23 protein-coding genes are annotated in these 25,268 nt (G+C 45.4%); 22 read left to right on the top strand and 1 reads right to left on the bottom strand.

The window, feature by feature from the left end; all coding sequences use genetic code 11:
- Nucleotides 1-3: 3 nt before the first annotated feature.
- The 17 genes from iscU (at nt 4) to R7O13_RS18030 (ending at nt 16,153) form a co-directional block, all read left to right on the top strand.
- A complete protein-coding gene (iscU, locus tag R7O13_RS18110; protein ID WP_005381718.1) occupies nt 4-387 on the top strand; it encodes a Fe-S cluster assembly scaffold IscU in 384 nt (127 codons plus the stop codon).
- Between the two features lie 70 nt (nt 388-457).
- Complete coding sequence (gene iscA / locus R7O13_RS18105) at nt 458-781, top strand: iron-sulfur cluster assembly protein IscA (protein WP_005381717.1); 324 nt, start codon at nt 458-460, stop codon at nt 779-781.
- 55 nt (nt 782-836) lie between these two features.
- A complete protein-coding gene (hscB, locus tag R7O13_RS18100) occupies nt 837-1,352 on the top strand; it encodes a co-chaperone HscB (protein ID WP_005381716.1) in 516 nt (171 codons plus the stop codon).
- Between the two features lie 21 nt (nt 1,353-1,373).
- Nucleotides 1,374-3,227: a Fe-S protein assembly chaperone HscA gene (hscA, locus tag R7O13_RS18095; RefSeq protein WP_053302969.1), complete on the top strand. Its 1,854-nt coding sequence runs from the start codon at nt 1,374-1,376 to the stop codon at nt 3,225-3,227.
- 13 nt (nt 3,228-3,240) lie between these two features.
- Nucleotides 3,241-3,579 (top strand): ISC system 2Fe-2S type ferredoxin, encoded by a 339-nt coding sequence (gene fdx, locus R7O13_RS18090; protein WP_005381713.1) that lies wholly within the window; start codon nt 3,241-3,243, stop codon nt 3,577-3,579.
- Between the two features lie 44 nt (nt 3,580-3,623).
- Nucleotides 3,624-3,818 (top strand): Fe-S cluster assembly protein IscX, encoded by a 195-nt coding sequence (gene iscX / locus R7O13_RS18085; protein WP_005381711.1) that lies wholly within the window; start codon nt 3,624-3,626, stop codon nt 3,816-3,818.
- Between the two features lie 161 nt (nt 3,819-3,979).
- On the top strand, nt 3,980-5,278 hold the full coding sequence (pepB, locus tag R7O13_RS18080; RefSeq protein ID WP_005381709.1) for an aminopeptidase PepB: 1,299 nt from the start codon (nt 3,980-3,982) through the stop codon (nt 5,276-5,278).
- Between the two features lie 95 nt (nt 5,279-5,373).
- Nucleotides 5,374-5,799 carry a nucleoside-diphosphate kinase gene (gene ndk / locus R7O13_RS18075; protein WP_318304387.1) on the top strand — a complete coding sequence of 142 codons (426 nt, stop codon included), beginning with the start codon at nt 5,374-5,376 and terminating at the stop codon, nt 5,797-5,799.
- Nucleotides 5,800-6,172: 373 nt separating this feature from the next.
- Nucleotides 6,173-7,300: a bifunctional tRNA (adenosine(37)-C2)-methyltransferase TrmG/ribosomal RNA large subunit methyltransferase RlmN gene (locus tag R7O13_RS18070; RefSeq protein WP_017633913.1), complete on the top strand. Its 1,128-nt coding sequence runs from the start codon at nt 6,173-6,175 to the stop codon at nt 7,298-7,300.
- Nucleotides 7,301-7,735: 435 nt separating this feature from the next.
- Entirely contained in the window at nt 7,736-8,686 is a 951-nt protein-coding gene (gene rodZ, locus R7O13_RS18065; protein ID WP_005381700.1) for a cytoskeleton protein RodZ, read from the top strand.
- 6 nt (nt 8,687-8,692) lie between these two features.
- Nucleotides 8,693-9,811: a flavodoxin-dependent (E)-4-hydroxy-3-methylbut-2-enyl-diphosphate synthase gene (gene ispG / locus R7O13_RS18060; protein ID WP_005381699.1), complete on the top strand. Its 1,119-nt coding sequence runs from the start codon at nt 8,693-8,695 to the stop codon at nt 9,809-9,811.
- A gap of 26 nt (nt 9,812-9,837) precedes the next feature.
- A complete protein-coding gene (gene hisS / locus R7O13_RS18055; RefSeq protein WP_005381698.1) occupies nt 9,838-11,106 on the top strand; it encodes a histidine--tRNA ligase in 1,269 nt (422 codons plus the stop codon).
- A 126-nt stretch (nt 11,107-11,232) separates the two neighbouring features.
- A complete protein-coding gene (locus tag R7O13_RS18050; RefSeq protein WP_005381697.1) occupies nt 11,233-11,847 on the top strand; it encodes a YfgM family protein in 615 nt (204 codons plus the stop codon).
- Nucleotides 11,848-11,859: 12 nt separating this feature from the next.
- The gene (gene bamB, locus R7O13_RS18045) at nt 11,860-13,020 is read left to right on the top strand and encodes an outer membrane protein assembly factor BamB (RefSeq protein ID WP_005381696.1); all 1,161 of its coding nucleotides are present in this window, start codon (nt 11,860-11,862) and stop codon (nt 13,018-13,020) included.
- A gap of 167 nt (nt 13,021-13,187) precedes the next feature.
- Nucleotides 13,188-14,684: a ribosome biogenesis GTPase Der gene (gene der, locus R7O13_RS18040; RefSeq protein ID WP_005381694.1), complete on the top strand. Its 1,497-nt coding sequence runs from the start codon at nt 13,188-13,190 to the stop codon at nt 14,682-14,684.
- Nucleotides 14,685-14,743: 59 nt separating this feature from the next.
- Nucleotides 14,744-15,619, top strand: coding sequence for an alanyl-tRNA editing protein (locus R7O13_RS18035; protein WP_318304402.1), 876 nt, complete (start codon nt 14,744-14,746; stop codon nt 15,617-15,619).
- 309 nt (nt 15,620-15,928) lie between these two features.
- Nucleotides 15,929-16,153 (top strand): zinc ribbon domain-containing protein, encoded by a 225-nt coding sequence (locus tag R7O13_RS18030; protein ID WP_012842112.1) that lies wholly within the window; start codon nt 15,929-15,931, stop codon nt 16,151-16,153.
- A 13-nt stretch (nt 16,154-16,166) separates the two neighbouring features.
- On the opposite strand, the gene xseA is transcribed toward R7O13_RS18030, so the two are convergent.
- Nucleotides 16,167-17,498 carry an exodeoxyribonuclease VII large subunit gene (gene xseA / locus R7O13_RS18025; protein ID WP_203346623.1) on the bottom strand — a complete coding sequence of 444 codons (1,332 nt, stop codon included), beginning with the start codon at nt 17,496-17,498 and terminating at the stop codon, nt 16,167-16,169.
- A gap of 231 nt (nt 17,499-17,729) precedes the next feature.
- On the opposite strand from xseA, the gene guaB reads away from it, so the two are divergent.
- The 5 genes from guaB (at nt 17,730) to R7O13_RS18000 (ending at nt 25,206) form a co-directional block, all read left to right on the top strand.
- On the top strand, nt 17,730-19,196 hold the full coding sequence (gene guaB / locus R7O13_RS18020; protein WP_042521181.1) for an IMP dehydrogenase: 1,467 nt from the start codon (nt 17,730-17,732) through the stop codon (nt 19,194-19,196).
- Nucleotides 19,197-19,295: 99 nt separating this feature from the next.
- A complete protein-coding gene (guaA, locus tag R7O13_RS18015) occupies nt 19,296-20,849 on the top strand; it encodes a glutamine-hydrolyzing GMP synthase (protein ID WP_005381685.1) in 1,554 nt (517 codons plus the stop codon).
- A gap of 165 nt (nt 20,850-21,014) precedes the next feature.
- Entirely contained in the window at nt 21,015-22,538 is a 1,524-nt protein-coding gene (locus tag R7O13_RS18010) for a Na+/H+ antiporter NhaC family protein (protein WP_005381684.1), read from the top strand.
- A 212-nt stretch (nt 22,539-22,750) separates the two neighbouring features.
- The gene (locus tag R7O13_RS18005; protein WP_137281743.1) at nt 22,751-24,433 is read left to right on the top strand and encodes a chitinase; all 1,683 of its coding nucleotides are present in this window, start codon (nt 22,751-22,753) and stop codon (nt 24,431-24,433) included.
- Nucleotides 24,434-24,615: 182 nt separating this feature from the next.
- The gene (locus R7O13_RS18000) at nt 24,616-25,206 is read left to right on the top strand and encodes an acetate uptake transporter (protein WP_005381682.1); all 591 of its coding nucleotides are present in this window, start codon (nt 24,616-24,618) and stop codon (nt 25,204-25,206) included.
- Nucleotides 25,207-25,268: the final 62 nt, after the last annotated feature.

The raw sequence follows: 25,268 nt of genomic DNA, 5'->3' as shown, positions 1-25,268 counted from the left end.
ATCATGGCATACAGCGAAAAAGTAATTGATCACTACGAGAACCCACGTAACGTTGGTTCATTCGATAAAGAAGATCCATCAGTAGGTAGCGGCATGGTTGGCGCTCCTGCGTGTGGTGACGTAATGAAGCTTCAAATCAAAGTGACACCTGAAGGTATCATCGAAGATGCGAAGTTCAAAACATACGGTTGTGGTAGTGCAATCGCATCAAGCTCACTAGTAACTGAGTGGGTAAAAGGTAAGTCAGTTGATGAAGCGGCAGCAATTAAAAACTCTGAGATTGCTGAAGAGCTAGAGCTTCCACCAGTGAAAGTTCACTGTTCTATTCTTGCTGAAGATGCAATCAAAGCAGCGGTTGCTGACTACAAGAAAAAACACCAAGAATAATTATTCCGTAATATAATGGGAGCTTTGACGCTCCCATTCCAATCGAAATTTAGACAGACTAAGGTGCAGTATGGCCATCACAATGACAGAATCAGCGGCAAGTCGCGTAAGAGCATTCCTAGATAACCGAGGCAAAGGTATCGGTTTACGTCTTGGAGTGAAGACGACTGGTTGTTCCGGCATGGCATACGTACTTGAGTTTGTTGATGAGCTCAATGAAGAAGACGAAGTATTTGAACTCTCTGGAGTGAAAATTATCATCGATCAAAAGAGCTTAGTGTACCTAGATGGTACTGAATTGGATTACGTGAAAGAAGGGTTGAATGAAGGTTTTGAATTCAACAACCCTAACGCGAAAAGTGAATGTGGTTGTGGTGAAAGCTTCAACGTCTAATTGATTGTCCTTCTGGGCAAACGAGTCCGGAAGGCTTTACTAGGACCCGAACTTAATGAATCACTTTGAATTATTTGGGCTACCAAGTCAGTTTAAGCTGGATGGTAGCCTTCTTTCTTCTCAGTTCCGAGAACTACAAAAACGCTTCCACCCGGATAACTTTGCAACGGGCTCAGAACGTGACCGTTTGATGGCGGTGCAAAAGGCGGCGCAAATCAACGATGCCTATCAAGTTCTGAAAAATCCTATTTCTCGCGCCGAGTATATCCTCGCAGAGCAAGGTGTTGAGATCCGAGGTGAACAGCAAACAATGCAAGATCCGATGTTCTTAATGGAGCAAATGGAACTGCGCGAAGAACTGGAAGAGATTGCTGACAAGTCCGATCCTGAGTCGGCGCTTTTTGACTTCGACTCTAAGGTCAGCAAAATGTACAAACAGCATCTGGCAAGCGTCGAGCAAGAGCTTGATGATGGTCTATGGACTGAAGCCGCAGACCGAGTTCGTAAGCTAAAATTCATTGCCAAACTAAAGAACGAAATTGAGCTAGTCGAAGACAAACTCCTCGGCTAGTAAGCGTGACAAGGACCTATCATGGCACTACTTCAAATCGCAGAACCGGGCCAAAGCTCGGCACCTCATGAGCATAAGTTAGCAGCGGGTATCGACTTAGGTACTACCAACTCTTTGGTTGCTTCTGTACGTAGCGGCGATGCAACTCCACTTGCGGACGAGCAGGGCCGTACTATTTTACCTTCAGTCGTTAATTACGCTGAGGAAACGTTAACGGTCGGCCACGAAGCCAAAGCCAAAGCAGAGTTTGAACCAGAGAACACGATTATCTCTGTAAAACGTTTGATCGGTCGTTCATTAAAGGACATTCAGTCCCGTTACTCTTCACTTCCTTATCGTTTTAAAGAGAGTGAAAACGGCCTGCCAATTCTGCAAACACCTCAAGGTGACAAAAACCCGATTGAAGTATCTGCGGACATCCTAAAAGTATTGGGTAAGCGAGCTGAAGATACGTTAGGTGGTGAGTTAGCTGGTGTAGTTATTACCGTTCCTGCTTACTTTGATGACGCGCAACGTGCAGGTACAAAAGATGCGGCGAAATTAGCTGGTCTTCATGTTCTCCGTCTACTTAACGAACCAACCGCTGCGGCAATTGCTTATGGCCTAGACTCTGGTCAAGAAGGTGTGATTGCGGTTTACGATCTAGGTGGCGGTACTTTTGATATCTCTATCCTACGTTTATCGAAAGGCGTATTTGAAGTATTAGCAACAGGTGGCGATTCTGCATTAGGCGGTGACGACTTCGACCATTTATTTGCCGATTATTTAATGGAGCAAGCGGGTCTAGAAGCTCCGCTTTCTGCAGAAAAGAACCGTACACTGTTGAACATTGCTACTGAAGCTAAGATTGCTTTCTCTGAGCAAGACAGTGTTGACGTTGACGTTTTTGGTTGGAAAGGCACCGTGACTCGCGAGCAGTTCGAAGATCTGATTCGTCCGCTAGTGAAGAAAACCCTGATGTCTTGCCGCCGTGCGCTGAAAGATGCGGATGTAGATGCGGAAGATGTACTCGAGGTCGTCATGGTTGGTGGCTCAACACGCACATTGCTTGTACGAGAAATGGTTGGCGAATTCTTTGGCCGTACACCACTGACAAGCATTAACCCAGATGAAGTCGTCGCAATCGGTGCGGGTATTCAAGCTGATATCCTAGCGGGTAACAAACCTGACTCTGAAATGTTGCTTCTTGATGTGATTCCACTGTCGCTCGGTATTGAAACCATGGGTGGTTTGGTCGAGAAGATCATCCCCCGCAACACTACGATTCCCGTTGCGCGTGCGCAAGAATTTACCACATTCAAAGATGGCCAAACGGCGATGAGTGTTCATGTGGTACAAGGTGAACGTGAAATGGTTGATGACTGTCGTTCACTTGCTCGCTTCTCGTTAAAAGGTATTCCTCCGATGGCAGCGGGTGCGGCACATATTCGCGTGACTTACCAAGTTGACGCAGATGGCCTTCTTTCTGTTACGGCAATGGAGAAGAGCACTGGTGTTCAATCAGAGATTCAAGTAAAACCTTCTTACGGCTTAAGTGACAATGAAGTGGCGGATATGTTGCGTGATTCAATGACGCACGCAAAAGAAGACATGCAAGCTCGTGCCTTAGCTGAGCAGCGTGTTGAAGCTGACCGAGTGATAGAAGGTTTGATTGCAGCGATGCAAGCTGATGGTGATGACTTACTATCAGAACAAGAGAAACAAAACTTGATTAAAGCCATCGAAGCCTTGATTGAGCTGCGTAATGGTGATGATGCAGATGCGATAGAGCAAGGCATTAAAGATACCGATAAAGCGAGCCAAGATTTCGCATCACGCCGTATGGATAAATCGATTCGAGCTGCGTTGTCAGGTCAATCAGTAGACGATATATAAGAGATAAGTAGTTATGCCTAAGATTATTGTATTACCACACGACGATTTGTGCCCAGAAGGTGCAGTGTTGGAAGCAAACTCTGGTGACACCGTTCTAGACGTAGCGCTAAAAAACGGTATCGGTATTGAACATGCGTGTGAGAAGTCATGTGCGTGTACTACCTGCCACGTAATCATCCGTGAAGGTTTTGATTCACTCGAAGAAAGTGAAGAACTAGAAGACGACATGCTAGATAAAGCGTGGGGTCTAGAGCCTGAGTCACGCCTAGGGTGTCAGGCGAGAATTGCTGATGAAGACTTGGTGGTAGAAATTCCTAAATACACACTAAACCACGCTTCAGAAGATCACTAAAACTATCTTCCCAATATAGGGAAGAAGCAAAAGGAAGATGAGCAATGAAATGGACAGATTCTCGCGATATCGCGATTGAACTTTGTGACAAGTTTCCAGATGTCGATCCAAAAACAGTGCGTTTTACCGATCTTCATCAATGGATCATGGAGTTAGATGAGTTTGACGATGAGCCAAACCGTTCTAATGAAAAGATTCTAGAAGCCGTTATCATGTGCTGGATGGACGAAGCGGACTAAGTCTGTAAAACACAGCCTAGTTAACAATTCTTACTAAAAAAAGCGGACCTTTAGGTCCGTTTTTTTATCCAATTGACATTTTTGCCCTACATAATGCTAACATCCGTGAGTTATTAAAAAGAAGCAGCGTAGGCAACGCTGCTATAAGACAAGGAGAAACCATGTCTACACAGATGTCTGTATTTTTAAGTCAAGAGTCGGCAGCACCACATTGGGGTGAAAAAGCACTGCTTTCATTCGCTGAAAACGGCGCAACTATTCACTTAGGTGAAGGTCATGATCTCGGCGCAATTCAACGTGCAGCTCGTCAGCTAGATGGCCAAGGAATTCGTTCTATTTTTCTTTCTGGTGATAACTGGGATCTAGAGAGCGTATGGGCTTTCCACCAAGGGTTCCGTAACCCTAAAAAACATGGCTCAGTTGAGTGGGCAGCATTGTCTGATGAAGATCAAGCAGAGCTTCAAGCTCGTATTACTTCGACTGATTTTACCCGCGATATTATCAACAAAACGGCAGAAGAAGTTGCTCCTCGTCAGCTAGCGACAATGGCTGCTGAATTCATCAAATCTGTTGCGCCGAAAGGCACGGTGACAGCTCGTATCGTCAAAGACAAAGACTTGTTGGCAGAAGGTTGGGAAGGTATTTACGCAGTAGGCCGTGGTTCTGAGCGTACTTCTGCGATGCTTCAGTTAGACTACAACCCAACTGGTGACGAAAACGCACCTGTATTCGCATGTCTTGTGGGTAAAGGCATCACCTTTGATTCCGGTGGTTACAGCTTGAAGCCTTCTACCTTCATGAGTGCAATGAAAGCAGATATGGGTGGCTCGGGTACTATCACTGGTGGCCTAGGGTTAGCTATCTTACGCGGTTTGAACAAGCGCGTAAAACTGATCTTGTGTTGTGCTGAGAACATGGTTTCTGGCCGTGCCCTTAAGCTTGGCGACATCATCACTTACAAAAACGGCAAAACCGTTGAGATTATGAATACCGACGCGGAAGGTCGCTTGGTGCTTGCAGACGGTCTTATCTACGCTAGTGAGCAAAAGCCTGAGTTAATTATTGACTGCGCGACGCTAACAGGCGCAGCGAAGAATGCGTTAGGTAACGATTACCATGCGCTAATGAGCTTTGATGATGAGCTATCGCATCAAGCCCTCACGGCGGCAAACCAGGAAAAAGAAGGCTTGTGGCCGCTACCACTTGCTGATTTCCATCGAGAAATGTTGCCATCTAATTTTGCCGATTTATCGAATATCAGCTCTGGTGATTATTCTCCAGGTGCAAGTACTGCAGCTGCATTCTTGTCTTACTTCGTTGAGGACTACAAAAAAGGCTGGTTACATTTCGACTGTGCGGGTACGTATCGTAAAGCCGCTTCTGATAAATGGGCTGCGGGAGCAACGGGTATGGGTGTTCGTACACTTGCTCGTTTCCTCAATGAGCAAGCTGGAAAATAAGATTGATTGCAGCACTCTTTTGTTTGAGTGCTGCTCTTACCCAGTAAGTCACTTTAAAAGCACAACTATTATTACAAGTACAGAAAGGAAATTTTATGGCTCTAGAAAGCACATTTTCAATCATTAAGCCTGATGCTGTAGAGCGAAACCTAATTGGTGAAATCTACAATCGTATTGAAAAGGCTGGCCTACGTATCATCGCTGCCAAAATGGTTCACCTGACAGAAGATCAGGCAAGCGGCTTTTATGCAGAGCATGAAGGTAAAGAGTTTTTCCCTCCTCTAAAAGAGTTCATGACATCTGGTCCTATTATGGTTCAGGTATTGGAAGGCGAAAATGCGATTGCACGTTACCGTGAGCTAATGGGTAAAACCAACCCAGAGGACGCGGCATGTGGCACTTTGCGTGCTGATTACGCACTCAGCATGCGTCACAATTCAGTTCATGGTTCAGATAGCCCTGAGTCTGCCGCTCGTGAAATTGAGTTTTTCTTCCCTGAATCAGAAGTTTTCTCTCGCTAACTCGTTCATGCATCACTTTTGCGTGATGATCTAGTTCGTAATAACCTCGGAATTGTCCGAGGTTTTTTATTCCGCGTTCTCCATTTCACCGGCGAGTTCATTCGTAATTATTCGCGAAGACGTTGGCTAATCTGAGCATCTTACAGGGGGGGAAGCTTAGTTAAGTGTGTTTGTTCTCACTGTTTTCTCTGTATCACTTCTACGCTTTTGCTGCCGGTTGTCTAATCATTATTCTCACCGCAAAGTCTGTTTAAAATTTAATCGTTTTTATTTTAATGCCTTAGCAAACTCAGGGTCTTACACCCCTTGTTGTAGCTGCATAAAGGCTGTACAATTCGCGCCCTTATTCTTGTTTCAGTCATTGAGAGGCAACATGACCACTGAAAAAATCAATCTACTCGACTTTGATCGCAAAGGCATGCGTCAGTTTTTCGCGGAAGAACTTGGCGAGAAAGCGTTTCGTGCCGATCAGGTTATGAAGTGGATCTACCATTTCGGTGTAGATGACTTCGAAAAAATGACAAACATCAACAAGAAGCTGCGCGAAAAGCTTTTACACAAGTGTGAAATTAAAGCACCAACTGTAGCAGAAGCTCAGCATTCTTCAGACGGCACGATCAAGTGGGCAATGAAGGTTGGTGATCAGGATGTAGAAACGGTTTACATTCCAGAAGATGATCGCGCAACGCTTTGTGTATCTTCTCAAGTAGGTTGTGCATTGGAATGTAAGTTCTGCTCAACAGCACAGCAGGGCTTTAACCGTAACTTGAAAGTTTCAGAGATCATCGGTCAGGTGTGGCGTGCTGCACGTGAAATTGGTCTTGAGAAAGAAACAGGCCGTCGCCCAATTACGAACGTCGTGATGATGGGTATGGGTGAGCCGCTTCTTAATATGAAGAATTTGATTCCAGCACTGGAGTTAATGTTGGATGACCTTGGCTTTGGTTTGTCGAAGCGTCGTGTAACCGTATCAACATCAGGTGTGGTTTCTGGTCTTGATCAGATGACGGGCAAAATCGACGTTGCGTTGGCGATCTCTCTTCATGCGCCAAACGATAAGCTGCGTAGTGAAATCATGCCAATTAACGATCGTTGGGATATTCAAGATTTCCTAGCATCCGTTCGTCGTTACATTGCTTCATCGAATGCAAACCGTGGCAAGGTAACAGTCGAGTACGTGTTGCTTGATCATGTGAACGATGACATGGACCATGCTCGTGAACTGGCTGAGCTGATGAAAGACACACCATGTAAGATTAACTTGATTCCGTTTAACCCGTACCCAGGTTCACCTTACAAGAAACCAAGTAACTCACGTATTGATCGCTTCCAAAAAACATTGATGCAATACGAGCACACAGTTACGGTTCGTAAAACGCGTGGTGATGACATTGATGCCGCATGTGGTCAGTTGGTCGGTGATGTAATTGACCGAACTAAACGTACGGCAATGCTGAAAGCGTCACGCGGTGCTGATACCATTGAAGTGAAAGCTGTATAAACGACCGGAATTCAAAAATAGCCAGAGCCATTCGCTCTGGCTATTTTGTTTATTGTTTAGGACATTTTCGCCAAGATTTGGGACTATCACTCTTCAACCTAAGGTTATTTGGGTATAATTTCGAATTCCTTTGTCAAAGTTTGGACAAAAGCTTGAGCTATCTGTTAGTTTGAGTGTAAAGAGTTTTTGTCTTCGTTGCGCATTCGCTTATCATGATATGTAACACTAACGATGACACCGATAATTCTCAGCACTTTCTCACATACGTTTTGCTGATTTTTGCAAAACGGGTATTCGCACTCAGATCGCTGAGAGTTTCTTAAAATTATTATTTTTGGTTAACGCGTTTAGGCTAGCTATCTTTAAAGAGGCTTAAGAACAATAACGAAAATACATGACCACGTTAGCCACTAAAACAGATTAAATACCGCCATTATGACAGAACACGAAAATACGAATGAAGTGCCACTCTCTATTGAAGCTGGCACATTACTGAAAAACAAACGTGAATCCTTGGGAATGAGCCAAAAGCAAGTTGCCGATCGCCTGAGGCTTCGCATTTCTGTGATTGAAGATATTGAAAATAACCGATTTGAATCTCAACAAGTCGCGACATTTACGCGTGGTTACTTACGCTCTTACGCTAAATTCGTAGGTCTTGATGAGAAGGTGGTTTTGACGGCGTTAGAGCAGACTGCCGATGCTCAGCCTCAAGAGCAAGAAATTGAAATGCAAAGCTTCTCTCGTAAAACAAAAGACGAGAAGCACAATAGCCGTATTATGCTCCTTACTTGGGTTATCGGGCTGGTCATTATTGGCATTTCAGCGGCATGGTGGTGGCAAAACCAACAAGAGAATAGCCTAACTAAGGAAGTAACGGATTCAAGTGTTGAAGCGCCGCAGCCCACTGCTCAAGAATTAGCTGATATCGATTTGATGACGGCTGAAGAGTTAATCGCAAGCACTCCTGAAGAAGTTGCTTCAACTAATGAAGGCGTTGCTGAATCGACTGAAGCATCCGTTGAGCAAGGGGCGGATCCTTTGCTGACTGAAACTGAAAATACAACAAGCGTAGATTCTGAAGAACCTGTTGCCGTGATTGAAGCGGCGGAAGAGGAACAGCCTGCGCCAGTAGTACCTGAAGGCATGACACTTCTTACTATGAAGTTTAAAGCGGACTGTTGGATTCAAGTAAAAGACACCAATGGTAAAACGCTGGTAAGTGGTACTCATAAGCCAGGACAAGATGTAGAACTTACCGGAAAAGCGCCATTTAAAGTGATATTAGGCGCACCGGAAGGGGTTACAATGACATTTGCAAGTGAACCTGTCGACCTTTCTGGGTATACTTCAGGCAAAGTAGCTAGATTCACTCTACCGTTATAAAAAATTATGCAACACGAATCTCCAATTATTCGTCGTAAATCGACGCGTATTTATGTGGGTGATGTGCCAATTGGTGATGGTGCGCCAATTGCAGTACAGTCAATGACTAACACTCGCACGACTGACGTAGAAGCGACAGTCGCTCAAATCCGAGCACTAGAAAAAGTCGGCGCAGATATCGTTCGAGTTTCTGTGCCTACGATGGACGCAGCAGAAGCTTTCAAACTGATTAAACAGCAAGTTTCTGTACCATTAGTGGCTGATATTCATTTCGACTATCGTATCGCGCTGAAAGTGGCGGAGTACGGAGTTGACTGTTTACGTATCAACCCAGGTAACATCGGCAATGAAGAACGCATTCGCGCTGTTGTCGATTGCGCTCGCGATAAAAACATCCCGATCCGTATTGGTGTCAATGGTGGATCTTTGGAAAAAGACCTACAGATGAAATACGGTGAGCCAACGCCAGAAGCCTTGGTTGAATCGGCGATGCGTCACGTAGACCATCTCGATCGTCTTAACTTTGACCAATTTAAAGTTAGCGTAAAAGCTTCAGACGTTTTTCTTGCGGTGGATTCATATCGTCTGCTGGCGAAGAAAATCGATCAGCCTCTTCATTTAGGTATCACAGAGGCGGGTGGTGCTCGAGCTGGCGCTGTTAAGTCATCTGTTGGCTTAGGTATGCTGTTATCTGAAGGGATAGGCGATACGCTGCGTATCTCTTTGGCTGCCGATCCAGTTGAAGAAATCAAAGTCGGTTTTGACATCCTTAAATCTCTGCGCATTCGCTCTCGAGGCATCAACTTTATTGCGTGCCCAAGCTGCTCACGCCAAGAATTCGATGTGATTGGTACGGTGAATGCACTGGAGCAACGTTTAGAAGACATCATCACGCCAATGGATGTGTCTATCATCGGTTGTGTGGTAAACGGCCCTGGTGAAGCAGAAGTTTCTCACTTAGGTCTAGCAGGTAGTAACAAGAAGAGCGCATTCTACGAAGATGGTAAACGCCAGAAAGAGCGCTTTGATAACGATGACCTTGTGAATAAGCTAGAAGCTAAGATCCGTGCGAAAGCAGCTATGATGAATGGCGAAAACCGCATCGAAGTTAAAGTACAAGATTAATCTCAACGAGAATTACGGTAAGTATTGTGGCAAAAACAATTCAAGCAATTCGAGGCATGAACGATTGCCTCCCAACTCAGTCGCCACTGTGGCAAAAATTAGAAAACACAGTGAAAAATGTAATTAGCGCATACGGTTATAACGAAGTGCGCATGCCAATCGTTGAAGAAACAAACCTATTCAGCCGCGCTGTTGGTGAAGAAACAGACGTCGTTTCAAAAGAAATGTACACTTTTGATGACCGTAACGGCGACAGCCTAACACTTCGCCCAGAAGGTACGGCGGGTTGTGTACGTTCATGTATCCAAAACAGCCTGATCAACCGTGATGAACAGCGTCTGTGGTACATGGGGCCTATGTTCCGCCATGAACGTCCGCAGAAAGGTCGTTACCGTCAATTCCACCAGTGTGGTGTTGAGGTGTTTGGTCTAAATGGTCCAGATGTTGATGCAGAGCTTATCATGATGACGGCGCGTTTATGGCGTGAGCTAGGTATCAATGAACATGTTCGTCTTGAGCTGAACTCTATCGGTTCTCAAGAAGACCGCGCAGACTACCGTACTGCACTGGTTGCATTCCTTGAGCAACATATCGATGTGCTAGACGAAGATTGTAAGCGTCGCATGCACACGAACCCACTGCGTGTTCTGGATACGAAGAACCCAGACGTTCAAGCTATTTTAGGTGATGCGCCTCGCCTTTCAGATTACTTGGGTGAAGAATCTAAAGCACACTTCGCAGGTCTATGTGAACTTTTAGACGCCGCAGGTATCAAATACACAGTTAACGAACGTCTAGTTCGTGGTCTGGATTACTACAATCGCACGGTATTTGAGTGGATCACTGAGAGCCTAGGTGCTCAAGGCACTGTATGTGGCGGTGGTCGCTACGATGGCCTTGTAGAGCAATTAGGTGGTAAACCAACACCAGCGGTTGGCTTTGCAATGGGCCTAGAGCGTCTAGTACTGATGCTAGAAACGTTGGAACTGACCGACGTTCGTCGCAGTGTTGACGTGTACGTAGTCACAGCGGGTGAAGGCACCATGATGGCAGGAATGAAGCTAGCAGAACAGCTTCGCGAGTCTGTTCCAGGCGTTCGTGTGATGAATCACTTCGGTGGCGGTAACTTCAAGAAACAGTTTAAACGCGCAGACAAAGTTGGTGCTGTTGTAGCATTGGTTCTGGGCGAAAACGAAGTTGCGGATAATACCGTAGTACTGAAAGACTTAGCTGGTGGTGAGCAAGAGACTTACAACCAAGCAGAAGTTGCAGAAAAGATCGCAGCACTGATTTAAGTCTTTTAGTAATCTAACAAAATTACATCCTAGTTCGTAAGCTAAGGCTCCCAAATGTGGAGCCTTTAAACGAAATAGGAACAATGGCAGCTAAGCTGCCATTTACATGTTTTAAGAGGACAGGAAGTGGAACTTTACGATACTGAAGAACAACAAGTTGAAGCCATTAAAGACTGGTGGAAGGAAAACGGCAAAGCCGTCATCATCGGTGCGGTTGTTGGTTTAGGTGGTCTATTCGGCTGGCGTTACTACCAGGATTCTGTGATTCAGGCGAGTGAAGCAGCTTCTCAAAGCTACACGACAGCAATGAATGCTTTGCAAGACAAAGGCACTGATGCTCAAGCTGACGTGAAAGCTTTCATTGAGTCAAATGAAGTAAAAGAATATTCAGTATTGGCTGCGCTACAACTTGCTAAAGCACAAGTTGAAGCTCAAGACCTCTCTGCTGCATTGGAGCAACTGAAGTGGGCGCAAAGCAACACTCAAGATGCTGCGTTGTTACCATTGATTAGTTACCGCATTGCGCGTATTGAGACGGAAATGGGTAACTTCGACGCTGCAACGGCAGAGCTGAGTAACGTCACTGATACAGCATGGACAGGTCGTATTGCTGAACTTCGTGGCGATATTGCGATTCGCCAAGGTGACAAAGATGCTGCGTACGCTGCGTATACTGAGGCTCAGCAAGCGGCAGATGCAAGCCCGACACTACAAATGAAATTGGACGATCTGGCGAAATAAGGACCGCATTGGATGAAAAGAGTCTTTAAGAAAGCCTTGCTAGGGGCGTTAACAATGGGAGTACTTGCCGGTTGTGCAGGTGAGAAAGACACCATTGTAATGGCGCCACTACCTCAGGTAGACAGTCAGTTTACAACCAGTAGTGAGTGGAGCACATCGGTTGGCGATGGTGTCGGTCATTACTTTTCAAAGCTATCCCCTGTATTTGCGAATGATACATTGTTCGTGGCAAGTCGTGATGGCTTAGTAAAAGCGCTGGATCCTGAGAATGGTAAACAACGTTGGCAAACGGACCTAGAAGAAGATGTCATTGCTCGTCTCTCTGGTGGTATCACAGCGGCATACGGAAACCTTTACATTGGCTCTGAGAATGGTGAAGTCATCTCTCTTGACCAAGAAACAGGTGAAATTGTTTGGCGTGTAAAAGTTGGTGGTGAGGTACTGGCGAAGCCAGTTGCAGATTCAGGCCTTATTATCATCAATACTAGCCGAGGCATGTTGATTGCCCTTAATGAGAGTACAGGTGAGCAACGCTGGGCATTGAGTACAGAAGTGCCGAACCTAACTTTACGTGGCGACAGTACTCCGACTGCAATTGGCGGCGGTGTATTTTGGGGAACGGCAAATGGCCGACTCGCAGCTGCTATCGTTGAGCGTGGTCAGTTGATTTGGCAACAGCCTGTTGGTACGCCAAAAGGCGCGACAGAAATTGATCGTTTGGTTGACGTTGATTCATCGCCAATTGTGCTAGGCGGTACTCTTTTCACCATTGGATACAATGGTCAACTTATCGCCATTGATTTGCGTTCAGCGAACCCGATTTGGAAGCGTAATTACTCATCTGCAACAGACATTTCTACAGATGGTAGCCGCATCTTTGTGATAACGGAAAAAGATCATGTTGTTGCCGTTGATTCACGAAGCGGAACTGAGTTGTGGGAAAACAGCTTGCTTGAGCACCGACAACTTACAGCGCCAGTTATTGTTGGCAATTATCTCGTTGTCGGTGACACGCTTGGTTACCTTCACTGGATGGATCGTTCAACGGGCGAATTTGTTGCGCAGCAGTTTGTCGATGATAGTGGCTTGGCAGTTGGCCCGACGTTATTGTCGGATGGTTATGTGATTACAACTCGCAACGGCGATGTAAAGAAACTAACCATTAACGAATAATATCGTGATATAATTCACATTCGGCTCCTGGCTGGTGACAGCTAGGAGCCGTTTTGTTGTTTGAATTTATTAACCCTGACGTGGTTATAGGTAAAAAGCTGGTTTGATTTGGCATCGAGCAAGTCGTTACCTATAACTACAGAAGAAAGATTATTGTAGAGGTTGTTATGGTACCTGTTGTAGCTCTAGTAGGGCGTCCGAACGTAGGTAAATCTACACTATTTAACCGATTGACTCGCACTCGTGACGCGTTGGTTGCGGACTTTCCAGGCCTAACGCGAGACCGTAAATATGGCCAGGCGAGACTTGGTGAAGAGCACGAATTCATTGTGATTGATACCGGTGGTATCGATGGCACAGAAGAAGGCGTGGAAACAAAGATGGCAGAACAGTCATTAGCCGCGATTGATGAGGCTGATGTTGTATTGTTCCTTGTTGACGGTCGTGCTGGTCTGACACCTTCAGATGAAGCAATTGCTGCGCATCTGCGTAAAATTGAAAAGCCAGCGATGCTGGTAGTAAACAAAATCGATGGTATTGATGCCGATGCGGCGTGTGCTGACTTTTGGCAGCTCGGCGTGGATGATATGTACCAGATTGCGGCCGCTCATGGCCGTGGTGTGACCGCTTTGCTTGAGCGTGCTTTATCTCCATTCTTTGATGATCTATTAACAAGTGAATCTGAAGACGGTGAGATTGAAGACCTGACTGGATTCGAAGACGAAGAGCCTCTTGTTGAAGATTACACTGAAGAAGACGCAGAAGCTGAATTCAAGCGCCTTCAAGAGCAGCCGATTAAGTTGGCGATCATCGGTCGTCCGAACGTAGGTAAATCGACACTGACTAACCGTATTCTGGGTGAAGAACGTGTAGTTGTATACGATATGCCAGGTACAACGCGCGATTCTATCTACATCCCGATGGAACGTGATGGACGTGAATACGTACTAATTGACACCGCAGGTGTTCGTCGTCGTGGTCGTATCAATGAAACGGTTGAAAAGTTCTCTGTTGTTAAGACGCTGAAAGCGGTAGAAGATGCAAACGTCGTTCTACTGGTGATTGATGCACGTGAAAATATTTCAGACCAAGACCTAAGCTTGCTTGGTTTTGCACTGAATGCTGGCCGCTCAATTGTCATCGCCGTTAACAAGTGGGATGGTCTAGACAGTGACGTGAAAGAAAGCGTGAAGAAAGAACTGGACCGCCGTTTAGGATTCGTCGATTTCGCGCGTATCCACTTTATTTCTGCGCTGCACGGTACTGGCGTTGGTCACTTGTTTGAATCTATTCAAGAAGCATATAACTCGGCGACAACGCGTGTGGGTACGTCAGTACTGACGCGTATCATGAAGATGGCTGTGGATGATCACCAACCGCCAATGGTTCGTGGTCGTCGTATCAAACTCAAATACGCACACGCAGGTGGTTACAACCCACCGATCGTTGTTATCCACGGTAACATGGTTCGTGAATTGCCAGATTCGTATAAACGTTATCTGATGAACTACTTCCGTAAGTCTCTGGAAATTATGGGAACACCGATTCGCATTAACTTCCACAACAGTGATAACCCATACGAGAACCGTACGAATAAGCTTACGCTATCACAAGAGCGTAAACGCAAACGTATGATGTCGATGGTGAAAAACCGCAATAAATAATGAAATTCGAATACCCAAGTTTCTACTTGGGTATTTTTTTATCAAAAGTAATCGTAAAAATGACTATCACAGCAACAAAGACTCGTTTTTGTCATCAAACATGGCAATTAGAAGCACAAATACAGCTCGTTCAATCTACGGAAGAAGTGACTTACGTTATTACAGATGTCACGCCGTTCCATCCCGTTAGTCACATATGGCCGGATCACCCTGCAGATAAAGGAACGTTGAAGGTGAATGGGTCTGAGCATGACGTAGTAGATTGCCAAGTTGGAGCAGTGGAGCAGGAGAGTGGTGCTTTGTATGTGGGTAGTGACATCCCTGTAAAGCGTGATGCTGAAGGTTGGGTGTTTGTCGTCGTGCATGTTTTATCACGTACGGAATCATTTGCAATTAATGACTTGGTAACATTAGCGGTAGATAAAGACTATCAAAATGCTGTGAGTCGAGGCCACACTGCAGGACATTTAGCGTATTTGGCGTTGAATAAAGTACTATCGGAAGACTATTGGCGAAAAGACGCAGACCGCAAAGACCCACATGGTTATTATGACTTTAATAGCTATGCGCAAGTTACTAGTTATGTCACTCCAGACAAGTGCCTCGATACGTACCGTTTAGGCAAAACACTCCGTAAAAGAGGATTAAACAGTGCAGATATGCTGAATGACCTCCAGGCGATTGCAGAAAAAGTGAATGGCCAACTGGTTGAATGGCTTCAAAGAGATGCGATGATCACCATGGAATGCCACGGCGATAGATTAACGGATTCTCGCTATTGGAAGTGCGATTTAGGGGAAGGTCAATTAGCGGTAATCCCTTGTGGTGGAACGCATGCGAGCCATTTAAATGAGTTTGCTTTTATCCAAGTTAAACTCGTTGAGCTCGACGCTCAAACTATCGAAATGCACACCAATGTAAATGCTGCTTTCTGAATAAGATCTTTTTATTAAATTCTGATTTTGTGTTTAATTAAATAAAATTAAGGATTTTTATTCTGCACTAAATCGGAATGCAGAATATGTAACTTATGCTTTCGGTGTGTGGTTATATAAATATTCTTTTAAGGGGTGATCGCTGATCAAGGAGTAAATATCAGACGATCAGTATAAGATCCTACGTATCAAGTATGGTTAGCGCCTCGTGAAACTTGTTGGGGCGGTGATGAAGATCAACATACTTGTTCGTTATTTTGAGTAGCATGCGTTACTCGAAATTGCTTAGTTTAGAGAGAGGAACGGGATATGCAGCAGAACATTTGCCCGACTTGCAATGTCGAACTGGAATGGACAGGACAATATCATTGCGCACAGTGTGAATCGGATTTTAAAAAAGTAGGTTTTTGCCCTGATTGTGAGGCGGAGCTGGAGAAGCTGCAAGCATGCGGTGCTGCGAGTTACTTTTGTAATGTGTGTAATGAACTCAAATCAAAATCACGTGTCCGATTTGAGTTCCAGAAAATCAGTTAACCAGAGTTTGTATTCAGTTAACGGTAGAGCGAACGTCGCCTTCGGCTAATCGAGTAATCAATACATCTCCCGATTTTACATCTGAAGATTGAGTAATCACTTTACCTTGCTCAGTTTGAGTAATTGAGTAACCTCGTTTCAATGTCGCTAGCGGGCTGACAGTGTCTAACTTCTCTGCAGCAATCGCGAGTTGATGGCGCATAGTCAGTAACTTGCGATCCATTGCATCCATGAGCTTTTGCTCAACACGTTCTAGCTTCGACTTCTGCTCGCTAAGGCGTGTTACAGGAGAGTTCAATTGCAGCCGATAATGTTGACGCTCGATTCGCTGTTGACGCAAGGCAATAAAACGACTCATCGCTCGCTGTAAGCGCATGTCCAACTCATCTAACTGTTGCGTCTGACGTTGCAAGCGATAGCTTGGGTGCTGTCTCTCTAGACGGTGCATTAATTGCGCAGATTGCTGCTTTTGTTGTGCTAGGTAGTAACGCATCGCGCTCGCTAACTTATGCTGGCGGGTAACTAAAGCTTGATCTTTGTGGCTGTTATCACGGCTTACTAGCTCAGCGGCTGCTGATGGAGTAGGCGCGCGTACGTCGGCGACAAAATCAGCTATTGTCACGTCGACTTCATGTCCAACGGCGCTAATAATAGGAATTTGGCTTGCTGCAATCGTGCGAGCTAATATCTCGTTGTTAAAGCACCATAAGTCTTCTAATGAACCACCACCTCGGCCCACAATTAGCACATCACATTCATCACGGCTGTTAGCTCGACCAATGGCTTGTGCAATTTGAATGGCTGCGTCCTCACCTTGTACTACTGTCGGATAAATCACAACGGGTAGGGAAGGATCACGACGTTTCAATACGTCTAAGATATCGTAAAGCGCGGCACCAGTTTTCGATGTGATGACGCCAACACGTTTTGGGTGTTCAGGCAAAGGTTGCTTATTGGTTTGAGCGAACAACCCTTCTGCGGCAAGCTTCATTTTCAGCTCTTCAAACTCTTGCTGAAGACGGCCGTCACCTTCCGGTTGCATGCTTTCGATGATCAATTGGTAGTCACCGCGAGGCTCATAAAGAGAAAGACGAGCTTTTACTAGGACTTGATTACCGTTAGCGGGCTTGAAAGTAACGCGGCGATTGTTACCACGAAACATGGCACATTTAACTTGAGCGCGAGAGTCTTTAAGAGTGAGGTACCAGTGACCAGAGACAGGAGCTGAAAAATTGGATATCTCTCCGACGAGCCAAACGATCCCCATTTCGTTTTCAAGGAGTAAACGAACTTCTGCGTTGAGACGAGAAACAGTAAAGATGTTTTGATTGGTCTTGGAGAGCACAGCTAATCTCTTAGACGTGAGTATGGAAATTAGCGGCAATATAATACATAGCAAGGGGGTAATTGCAAGAAAAAAATTAAAAAATTTGTGGTCAAGCGATTGCGTTAACCGTATAATCCCTCCGCAATATCTAATCCAAATGTAGCTTGTTGCTAACACAGGTTACCCTCATTATGCGAAACGATGAGATTGGATTGTTCTTTTTACTCCTCTAATTGTGAGATATTGCAAATGCTAAGAATTGCCAAAGAAGCGCTGACATTCGATGACGTACTACTTGTGCCAGCACACTCCACCGTTCTCCCAAACACAGCTGATCTTCGCACTCAGCTAACTAAGAACATCACCCTAAACATCCCAATGATTTCAGCGTCTATGGACACTGTTACTGAAGCTCGTCTAGCGATTGCGCTAGCGCAAGAGGGTGGCATTGGCTTTATCCACAAGAACATGTCTATTGAGCAGCAGGCAGCCGAAGTTCGTAAAGTTAAGAAGTTCGAAGCTGGTATGGTGACTGACGCGGTTACTGTAAACCCTGACGCGACCATCGCTGATGTTGTTGCACTCACTGAAAAACATGGTTTTGCAGGTTTCCCTGTTGTCACTGAGAGCAATGAGCTTGTTGGTATTATCACTGGTCGTGACGTTCGTTTTGTGACGGACCTTTCTAAGAAAGTATCTTCAGTAATGACGCCAAAAGAGAAGTTGGCAGCAGTTAAAGAAGGTGCAACACGAGAAGAAGTGCAAGAGAAAATGCACGAAGCTCGTGTAGAGAAAGTATTGGTTGTGAATGATGAGTTCCAACTAACCGGTATGATTACTGCGAAAGACTTCCACAAAGCAGAACGTAAACCAAACGCATGTAAAGATGAGCGTGGTCGCCTACGTGTTGGCGCAGCCGTTGGTGCTGGCGCTGGTAACGAAGAGCGTGTTGCTGCTCTAGTTGAAGCAGGCGTTGACGTTCTACTTATCGACTCTTCACACGGACATTCTGAAGGTGTTCTAAACCGCATTCGCGAAACACGTGCAGCTTACCCAGATCTAGACATCATCGGTGGTAACGTAGCAACAGGTGCTGGTGCTAAAGCACTAATCGAAGCTGGCGTAAGCGCAGTGAAAGTTGGTATCGGCCCTGGTTCTATCTGTACAACTCGTATTGTAACGGGTGTGGGAGTTCCACAAATCACTGCAATCGCAGATGCGGCAGAAGTGGCTAATGATTATGGTATTCCGGTTATTGCTGACGGTGGTATCCGTTTCTCAGGTGATATCTGTAAAGCAATCGTAGCTGGCGCATCATGTGTGATGGTTGGTTCTATGTTTGCTGGTACTGAAGAAGCGCCGGGTGAAGTGATTCTATACAATGGCCGTTCTTACAAGTCTTACCGCGGCATGGGTTCTCTTGGTGCTATGTCTCAAGGTTCTTCTGACCGTTACTTCCAGTCTGACAACGCAGCGGACAAGCTAGTACCAGAAGGTATCGAAGGTCGTATCGCATACAAAGGCCGTCTAAAAGAGATCGTACACCAACAAATGGGTGGTCTACGTTCAAGCATGGGTCTAACTGGTTCTGCAACTATCGAAGATATGCGTACGAAAGCTGAATTTGTACGTATCTCTGGTGCTGGTATGCAAGAGTCTCATGTACACGATGTTCAAATTACTAAGGAAGCACCGAACTACCGTCTAGGGAACTAATTACCCAACGGAAACGTTTGCTTTTTCCTTGAAGCATTAAGAAGAGGCGAGTACACTCGCCTCGGTTTTAATCACTTAGCCTTAAAAAGACTGCTCAAAATGACTAAAAATATCCATGACCAACGTATTCTGATCTTGGACTTCGGTTCTCAGTACACTCAATTAGTAGCACGCCGCGTACGTGAAATCGGCGTTTACTGTGAACTATGGAGCTGGGATGTAGAAGAAGCGGATATTCGCGAATTCAACCCAGATGGCATTATCCTATCTGGCGGTCCAGAAAGCGTAACGGAAGAGAACTCTCCACGCGCGCCTCAATATGTGTTTGATTCTGGTGTTCCTTTGCTTGGCGTATGTTACGGCATGCAAACCATGGCGGAACAGCTAGGAGGCAAAGTAGCGGGCTCTAACGAACGTGAGTTTGGCTACGCTCAGGTTAAAGTTTCTGGTGAATGTGCTCTATTTAAAGACCTTGAAGCAACTCAAGACGTTTGGATGAGCCATGGCGACAAAGTAGTAGAGATCCCAGCCGATTTCGTAAAAGTTGGTGAGACAGACACTTGTCCTTACGCTGCGATGGCGAACGAAGAGAAGAAATACTACGGTGTTCAGTTCCACCCTGAAGTGACACACACAAAAGGTGGCCTACAAATGCTTGAGAACTTTGTTCTTGGCGTATGTGGCTGTGAGCGTCTATGGACTTCGGAATCTATCATCGAAGACGCGGTTGCTCGCATTAAAGAGCAAGTGGGTGACGACGAAGTTATCCTAGGTCTATCTGGTGGTGTTGATTCATCGGTAGTCGCGATGCTGGTTCACCGTGCAATCGGCGACAAGCTAACGTGTGTATTTGTTGATAACGGTTTACTTCGTCTAAACGAAGGTCAACAAGTAATGGATATGTTCGGCGACCAATTTGGTTTGAACATCATCAAAGTTGACGCTGAAGAACGCTTCCTAAAAGCACTTGAAGGCAAGTCTGACCCAGAAGAGAAGCGTAAGACTATCGGTCACGTATTCGTAGATGTATTCGATGAAGAGTCTAAGAAGCTGAAAAACGCGAAATGGCTAGCTCAAGGTACGATTTACCCTGATGTAATCGAGTCAGCTGCATCTAAGACTGGTAAAGCGCACGTGATCAAATCGCACCACAACGTAGGCGGTCTTCCAGATGACATGGAAATGGGTCTTGTTGAGCCACTACGTGAGCTGTTCAAAGATGAAGTACGTAAGATTGGTCTAGAGCTAGGCCTGCCTTATAACATGCTTTACCGCCACCCATTCCCAGGTCCAGGTCTAGGTGTTCGTGTTCTTGGTGAAATCAAGAAAGAATACTGTGACTTGCTACGCCGTGCTGATGCTATCTTTATTGAAGAACTGCACGCTGCTGATCTATACAACAAAGTATCTCAAGCGTTCACGGTATTCCTACCAGTACGTTCTGTTGGTGTAATGGGCGATGGCCGTAAGTACGATTGGGTTGTGTCTCTACGTGCGGTAGAAACTATCGACTTCATGACTGCTCATTGGGCACACCTACCATACGACTTCCTAGGTAAGGTATCTAACCGTATTATCAACGAAGTTGATGGCATTTCTCGTGTTGTTTACGACATTTCAGGTAAGCCACCAGCGACTATCGAGTGGGAATAATTTTCCTCTAGACTGTTGAGTTTATAAGAACCAGCCTTCGGGCTGGTTTTTTTGTACTTCAAGTTTGTGAAGAGGTGGCTCAACTTTTTTGTGAGAGATATATACATGTGGTTAAATTAAATATATATTCATTTTAATTGTTTGATTATCATAAATGGTATTGCTATGGAACAGGCTGACGTTACCTCTCTCATTCCCATCCTTATTACTCTTTTCCTCGCGCTGACCACAAGAAATGTCGTTGTTGGTTTATTCGCGGGTGTGGTGAGTGGTGTCGCTATGCTCGAAGGGACATTTGTCGAAAAAGGGCCACTAGACTCGTTTAGTGCATTGATGAAAAGCTATCTACTGCCGCAATTAACTGACAGCTACAATGCGGGCGTCATTTTGCTCTTGGTCTTTATTGGTGGCTTTGTTGCCTTGATGGAGAAATCTGGCGGTGGTGTGGCGTTTGCTAAAAAGGTTACTCAATGGGTTGCGAGTAAATGCCAAGCTCAACTGTCCGCATGGTTCGGTGGTGTGGTTATTTTCTTCTCAGACCTTGGTACACCACTGATTGTTGGCCCTGTTTTTCGCCCTTTATTTGATAAGTTAAAAGTATCACGCCAAAAATTAGCTTTTATTATCGACTCTACTTCCTCTCCCGTCGCAATCTTGATCCCTTTTATCGGATGGGGCGTTTACATCATGGGATTGATTCAAAAAGAGTTTACTGCCCTGAATGTCAGTATGAGTGATTGGGATGCTTTCATTGGTGCGATCCCGTATCAGTTTTACGCCTTTCTTGCGATCGCGATTGTGCCGATTGTCTCTTTCTTCAAATTAGATTTCGGACCGATGGCGAAGGCTGAACAACTAGCAGAGCAGGGCTCCGACTTTGGGAAAGTGCAGGAGTCCATGAATGTGTTTACGCATAAAAATGCAAAATCTAGTTTTGTATGGGCACCTTTGCTCGTTATGCTGGTGGTTCTATGTACCATCCTCGTGCCACACGGTTTTCCATTTCAAAAAGTGGCAGGATCAACGTTTAGGGCTGCACTTTCTTCTGCATATTTCTTCGCGGCCTTCACTTTAATTGCGCTGATGGCGTTTTATGGAGTAAGAAAGCTTTCGGATGGTATTCAGGTTTATCTGAAAGGGATGTCAAACATGATGTCAGTGGCGGTGATTCTGGTATTGGCTTGGGCGCTTAGCTCGGTTGGGAAAGAATTAGGTGCAGCTGCATACATTGCTGAACAAGCTCAAGCCGGTTTCCCTTACTGGTTATTGCCAGCGGTTGCGTTTTTACTGGCCGGTATTATCTCGTTCGCTACGGGATCATCTTGGGGGACGTTTGCCATCATGATGCCATTAGTGATCCCAACTGCCGTCGCGATTGATGCACCACTGTTGGTTTGTATTGGTGCGGTATTATCTGGTGGCTTGTTTGGCGATCACTGTTCTCCCATCTCTGAAACTACGATTTTGTCGTCGACAGGAGCGGGGTGTGAACAGTATGAGCACTTCCGTACACAATTGCCTTACGCATTACTCAATGGAATGATCGCATTGGGGTGTTTTCTTTTAGCTGGAATCAACGCCTCACCAGTGATTGTGCTTGCCGCAATTATTTCTCAGTGTGTGGTTTATTTTGTGCTGTCTAAACAAAAGTCAACCGCGAAGCTAGAGGTGGTTTCGGCAGAACAATAAAGAGAGAAGCATCACAAAGCGGAGGCTCACAGGGTCTCCGCTTTTCTTTTGAGTCAAGGTAACATTTTTCTTGTGACAAAATGTGTGTGAGGACCTATTTATTCATTTTGTCTCGCAGAATCAACGTACTTGGCTCGGTGTTTCGTATATATGATCCACTATATGTCTAGTTATTCCTCGTATATTGTATTGTTGAAATCCGGAGACTAGACATGTTTGCACTCAAACATCTTCCTCTTGCATTGAGTTGTGTCTTAGCAGCACAAGTGAATGCGAGTATGAATATTCAGCCCGATCCGCAAAATCCGAATGGTTATGTTATTGCTCGTGGTGACGTTCAAGCCGTAGAGCAAAGCAAAACTTCTGATCCTATGTATGCCATTTGGTCACAAGCATTAGAGACACGCCCGAACTCAGTGGTTGAAGCGATTGTTCCAGGGGCGACAACCAACCCAGAAAACGTGAAGCGTGTAGAGCGTGTATTCCCCGAAAGTGAGTGGGACTTCCTGACTCAAATGGCGGCACCTGAATACACTTACACGCGTTTCCTACGTGCAATTGGCAAGTTCCCAGCATTCTGTGGTGAGTACACAGACGGTCGTGATTCGGATGCGATTTGTAAAAAATCGATCGTGACAGCGTTTGCTCACTTTGCACAGGAAACCGGTGGCCATATTTCGATCGATAACGTATCGGATAATCCGCTAGGGTTGGAAGAGTGGCAGCAAGCTTTGGTTCATGTGCGAGAAATGGGATGGTCTGAAGGGCAAGAAGGTTACACAACAGGTTGTGGTCAAAATGACTGGCAAAACAAACGCTGGCCATGTGAACCTGGACAAGGTTACTTTGGACGTGGTGCAAAACAGCTTTCTTACCATTTTAACTATGGCGCGTTCTCTGAAGTGATGTTTGATGGCGATGCATCTGTATTGTTGAAAAATCCAGGCTTGGTTGCGGATTCGTGGCTGAACTTAGCATCGGCTATCTGGTTCTTCCTAACCCCACAAGCACCGAAACCAGCAATGCTACATGTGATTGACCGTACTTGGGTGCCTTCACAGCGTGAGCTTGATGCTGGCATTGGTTACGGCTTTGGTACGACCATCAACGTGATCAATGGTGGTATTGAGTGTGGGGAGCAAAACAAAGATAAAGGTCAACCTGTTAACCGTATTCGCTATTGGGAAGGACTTGCCGCTCATTATCAAATTCCAATTGAAGCCGATGAGACCAATACCTGTTGGCAGCAGACGCCTTACGGCAGCTTAAATCTAAATGGTGCGACAGACGTGCTTTACACCAACTGGGATGGTAACTGGAAATACTACTCAGATCGTCCTGGAGGTCACTCATTTGAATGTGAGCTTGTTGGTTTCCAAACGGCTTACTCTGCGCTAGTTGCGGGTGATTATGAGAAATGTGTAACTAACTTCTACCAATCTCATGCGGGTTGGCCAGAAGTTCGTGTAGTTGACAAGTTAGACCCAGTGGATCCGGTCGATCCGCCTGTAGGTGGTGTGGCAGCTTGGGATTCTGGCAAAGTATATAACACGGGTGATCAAGTTTCTTACCAAGGTGCTGTTTACGAAGCGAAATGGTGGTCACAAGGTAATGAGCCAACGAAAGGAGACCCTTGGAAGCTGGTTTCAGGCACTCCTACGGAGCCGCCTACAACGGAACCTGAACCACCGGTGATTGAGCCAGAGCCGCCAGTAACCGAGCCAGAACCACCAGTGACAGGCAATTTTATTCAGTGGGAGCCGGGTGTAACGCAAGTCGCTAACGGCGATAAAGTGACGTACCAAAACAAATGTTTTGTCGCAAAAAATGGCCCTGGAGTATGGGAAAGCCCAACGCAAAGCAACTGGTTCTGGGACGAGATTTCTTGTCAGTGATCGAGTAAAAAACAACCTAACCATCTATAAAGACTCTGCTTTTTTGCAGGGTCTTTTTTTATATATGTAGTGGTTTATTTATGGAATCTAAGTTTTCAATAACAGCTTTTCTCTTTTGTTCTGCAGCCCATTAAAATTCGCGCGCATTTTTTATCAACATTTTTGAAAAAAGGTATTTGTACATGTCGACAAAACTGGCTAACCCAGCACCGCTAGGTCTAATGGGTTTCGGTATGACCACTATTCTGCTCAATATTCATAATGCAGGATTTTTCCCAATTGACTCTATGATCCTAGCGATGGGCATCTTTTACGGTGGCCTTAGCCAAGTAATCGTTGGCATCATGTGCTTTAAACGCGGTGATACGTTCGGCACAACTGCGTTTACTTCTTACGGTCTATTTTGGCTAACATTGGTTGGTCTAATCGTAATGCCTCACATGGGTCTTCCTGCAAGCCCTGCAAGCTTTATGGGTTGGTACCTAGCGCTTTGGGGCATCTTCACTGGTTTCATGTTCATTGGTTCTCTATGTTACCCAACAGCGAAGCAAGTGGTATTTGGCTCTCTAACTATCCTATTCTTCTTGCTTGCTGCTCGTGATTTCACTGGTAGCGAAGTGATCGGTGCTATCGCTGGCTTCGAGGGTATCTTCTGTGGCGCAAGTGCAATTTACTTCGCAATGGCACAAGTACTGAACAACGAATTTGGTCGTGAAGTGTTACCTGTAGGTAAAGCAAAAATCGCTCGTAAAGTTGAAGCGGTTATCGCCTAAGCTGTTACTCATAATGAAGAAAGGGGGATTAACCATTGGTTAATCCCCCTTTTTTATGTCCT

Source organism: Vibrio sp. Y176 (assembly GCF_033438945.1).
The sequence above is the reverse complement of the archived record's forward strand: the minus strand, read 5'-3'. Positions and strand labels throughout refer to the sequence as shown.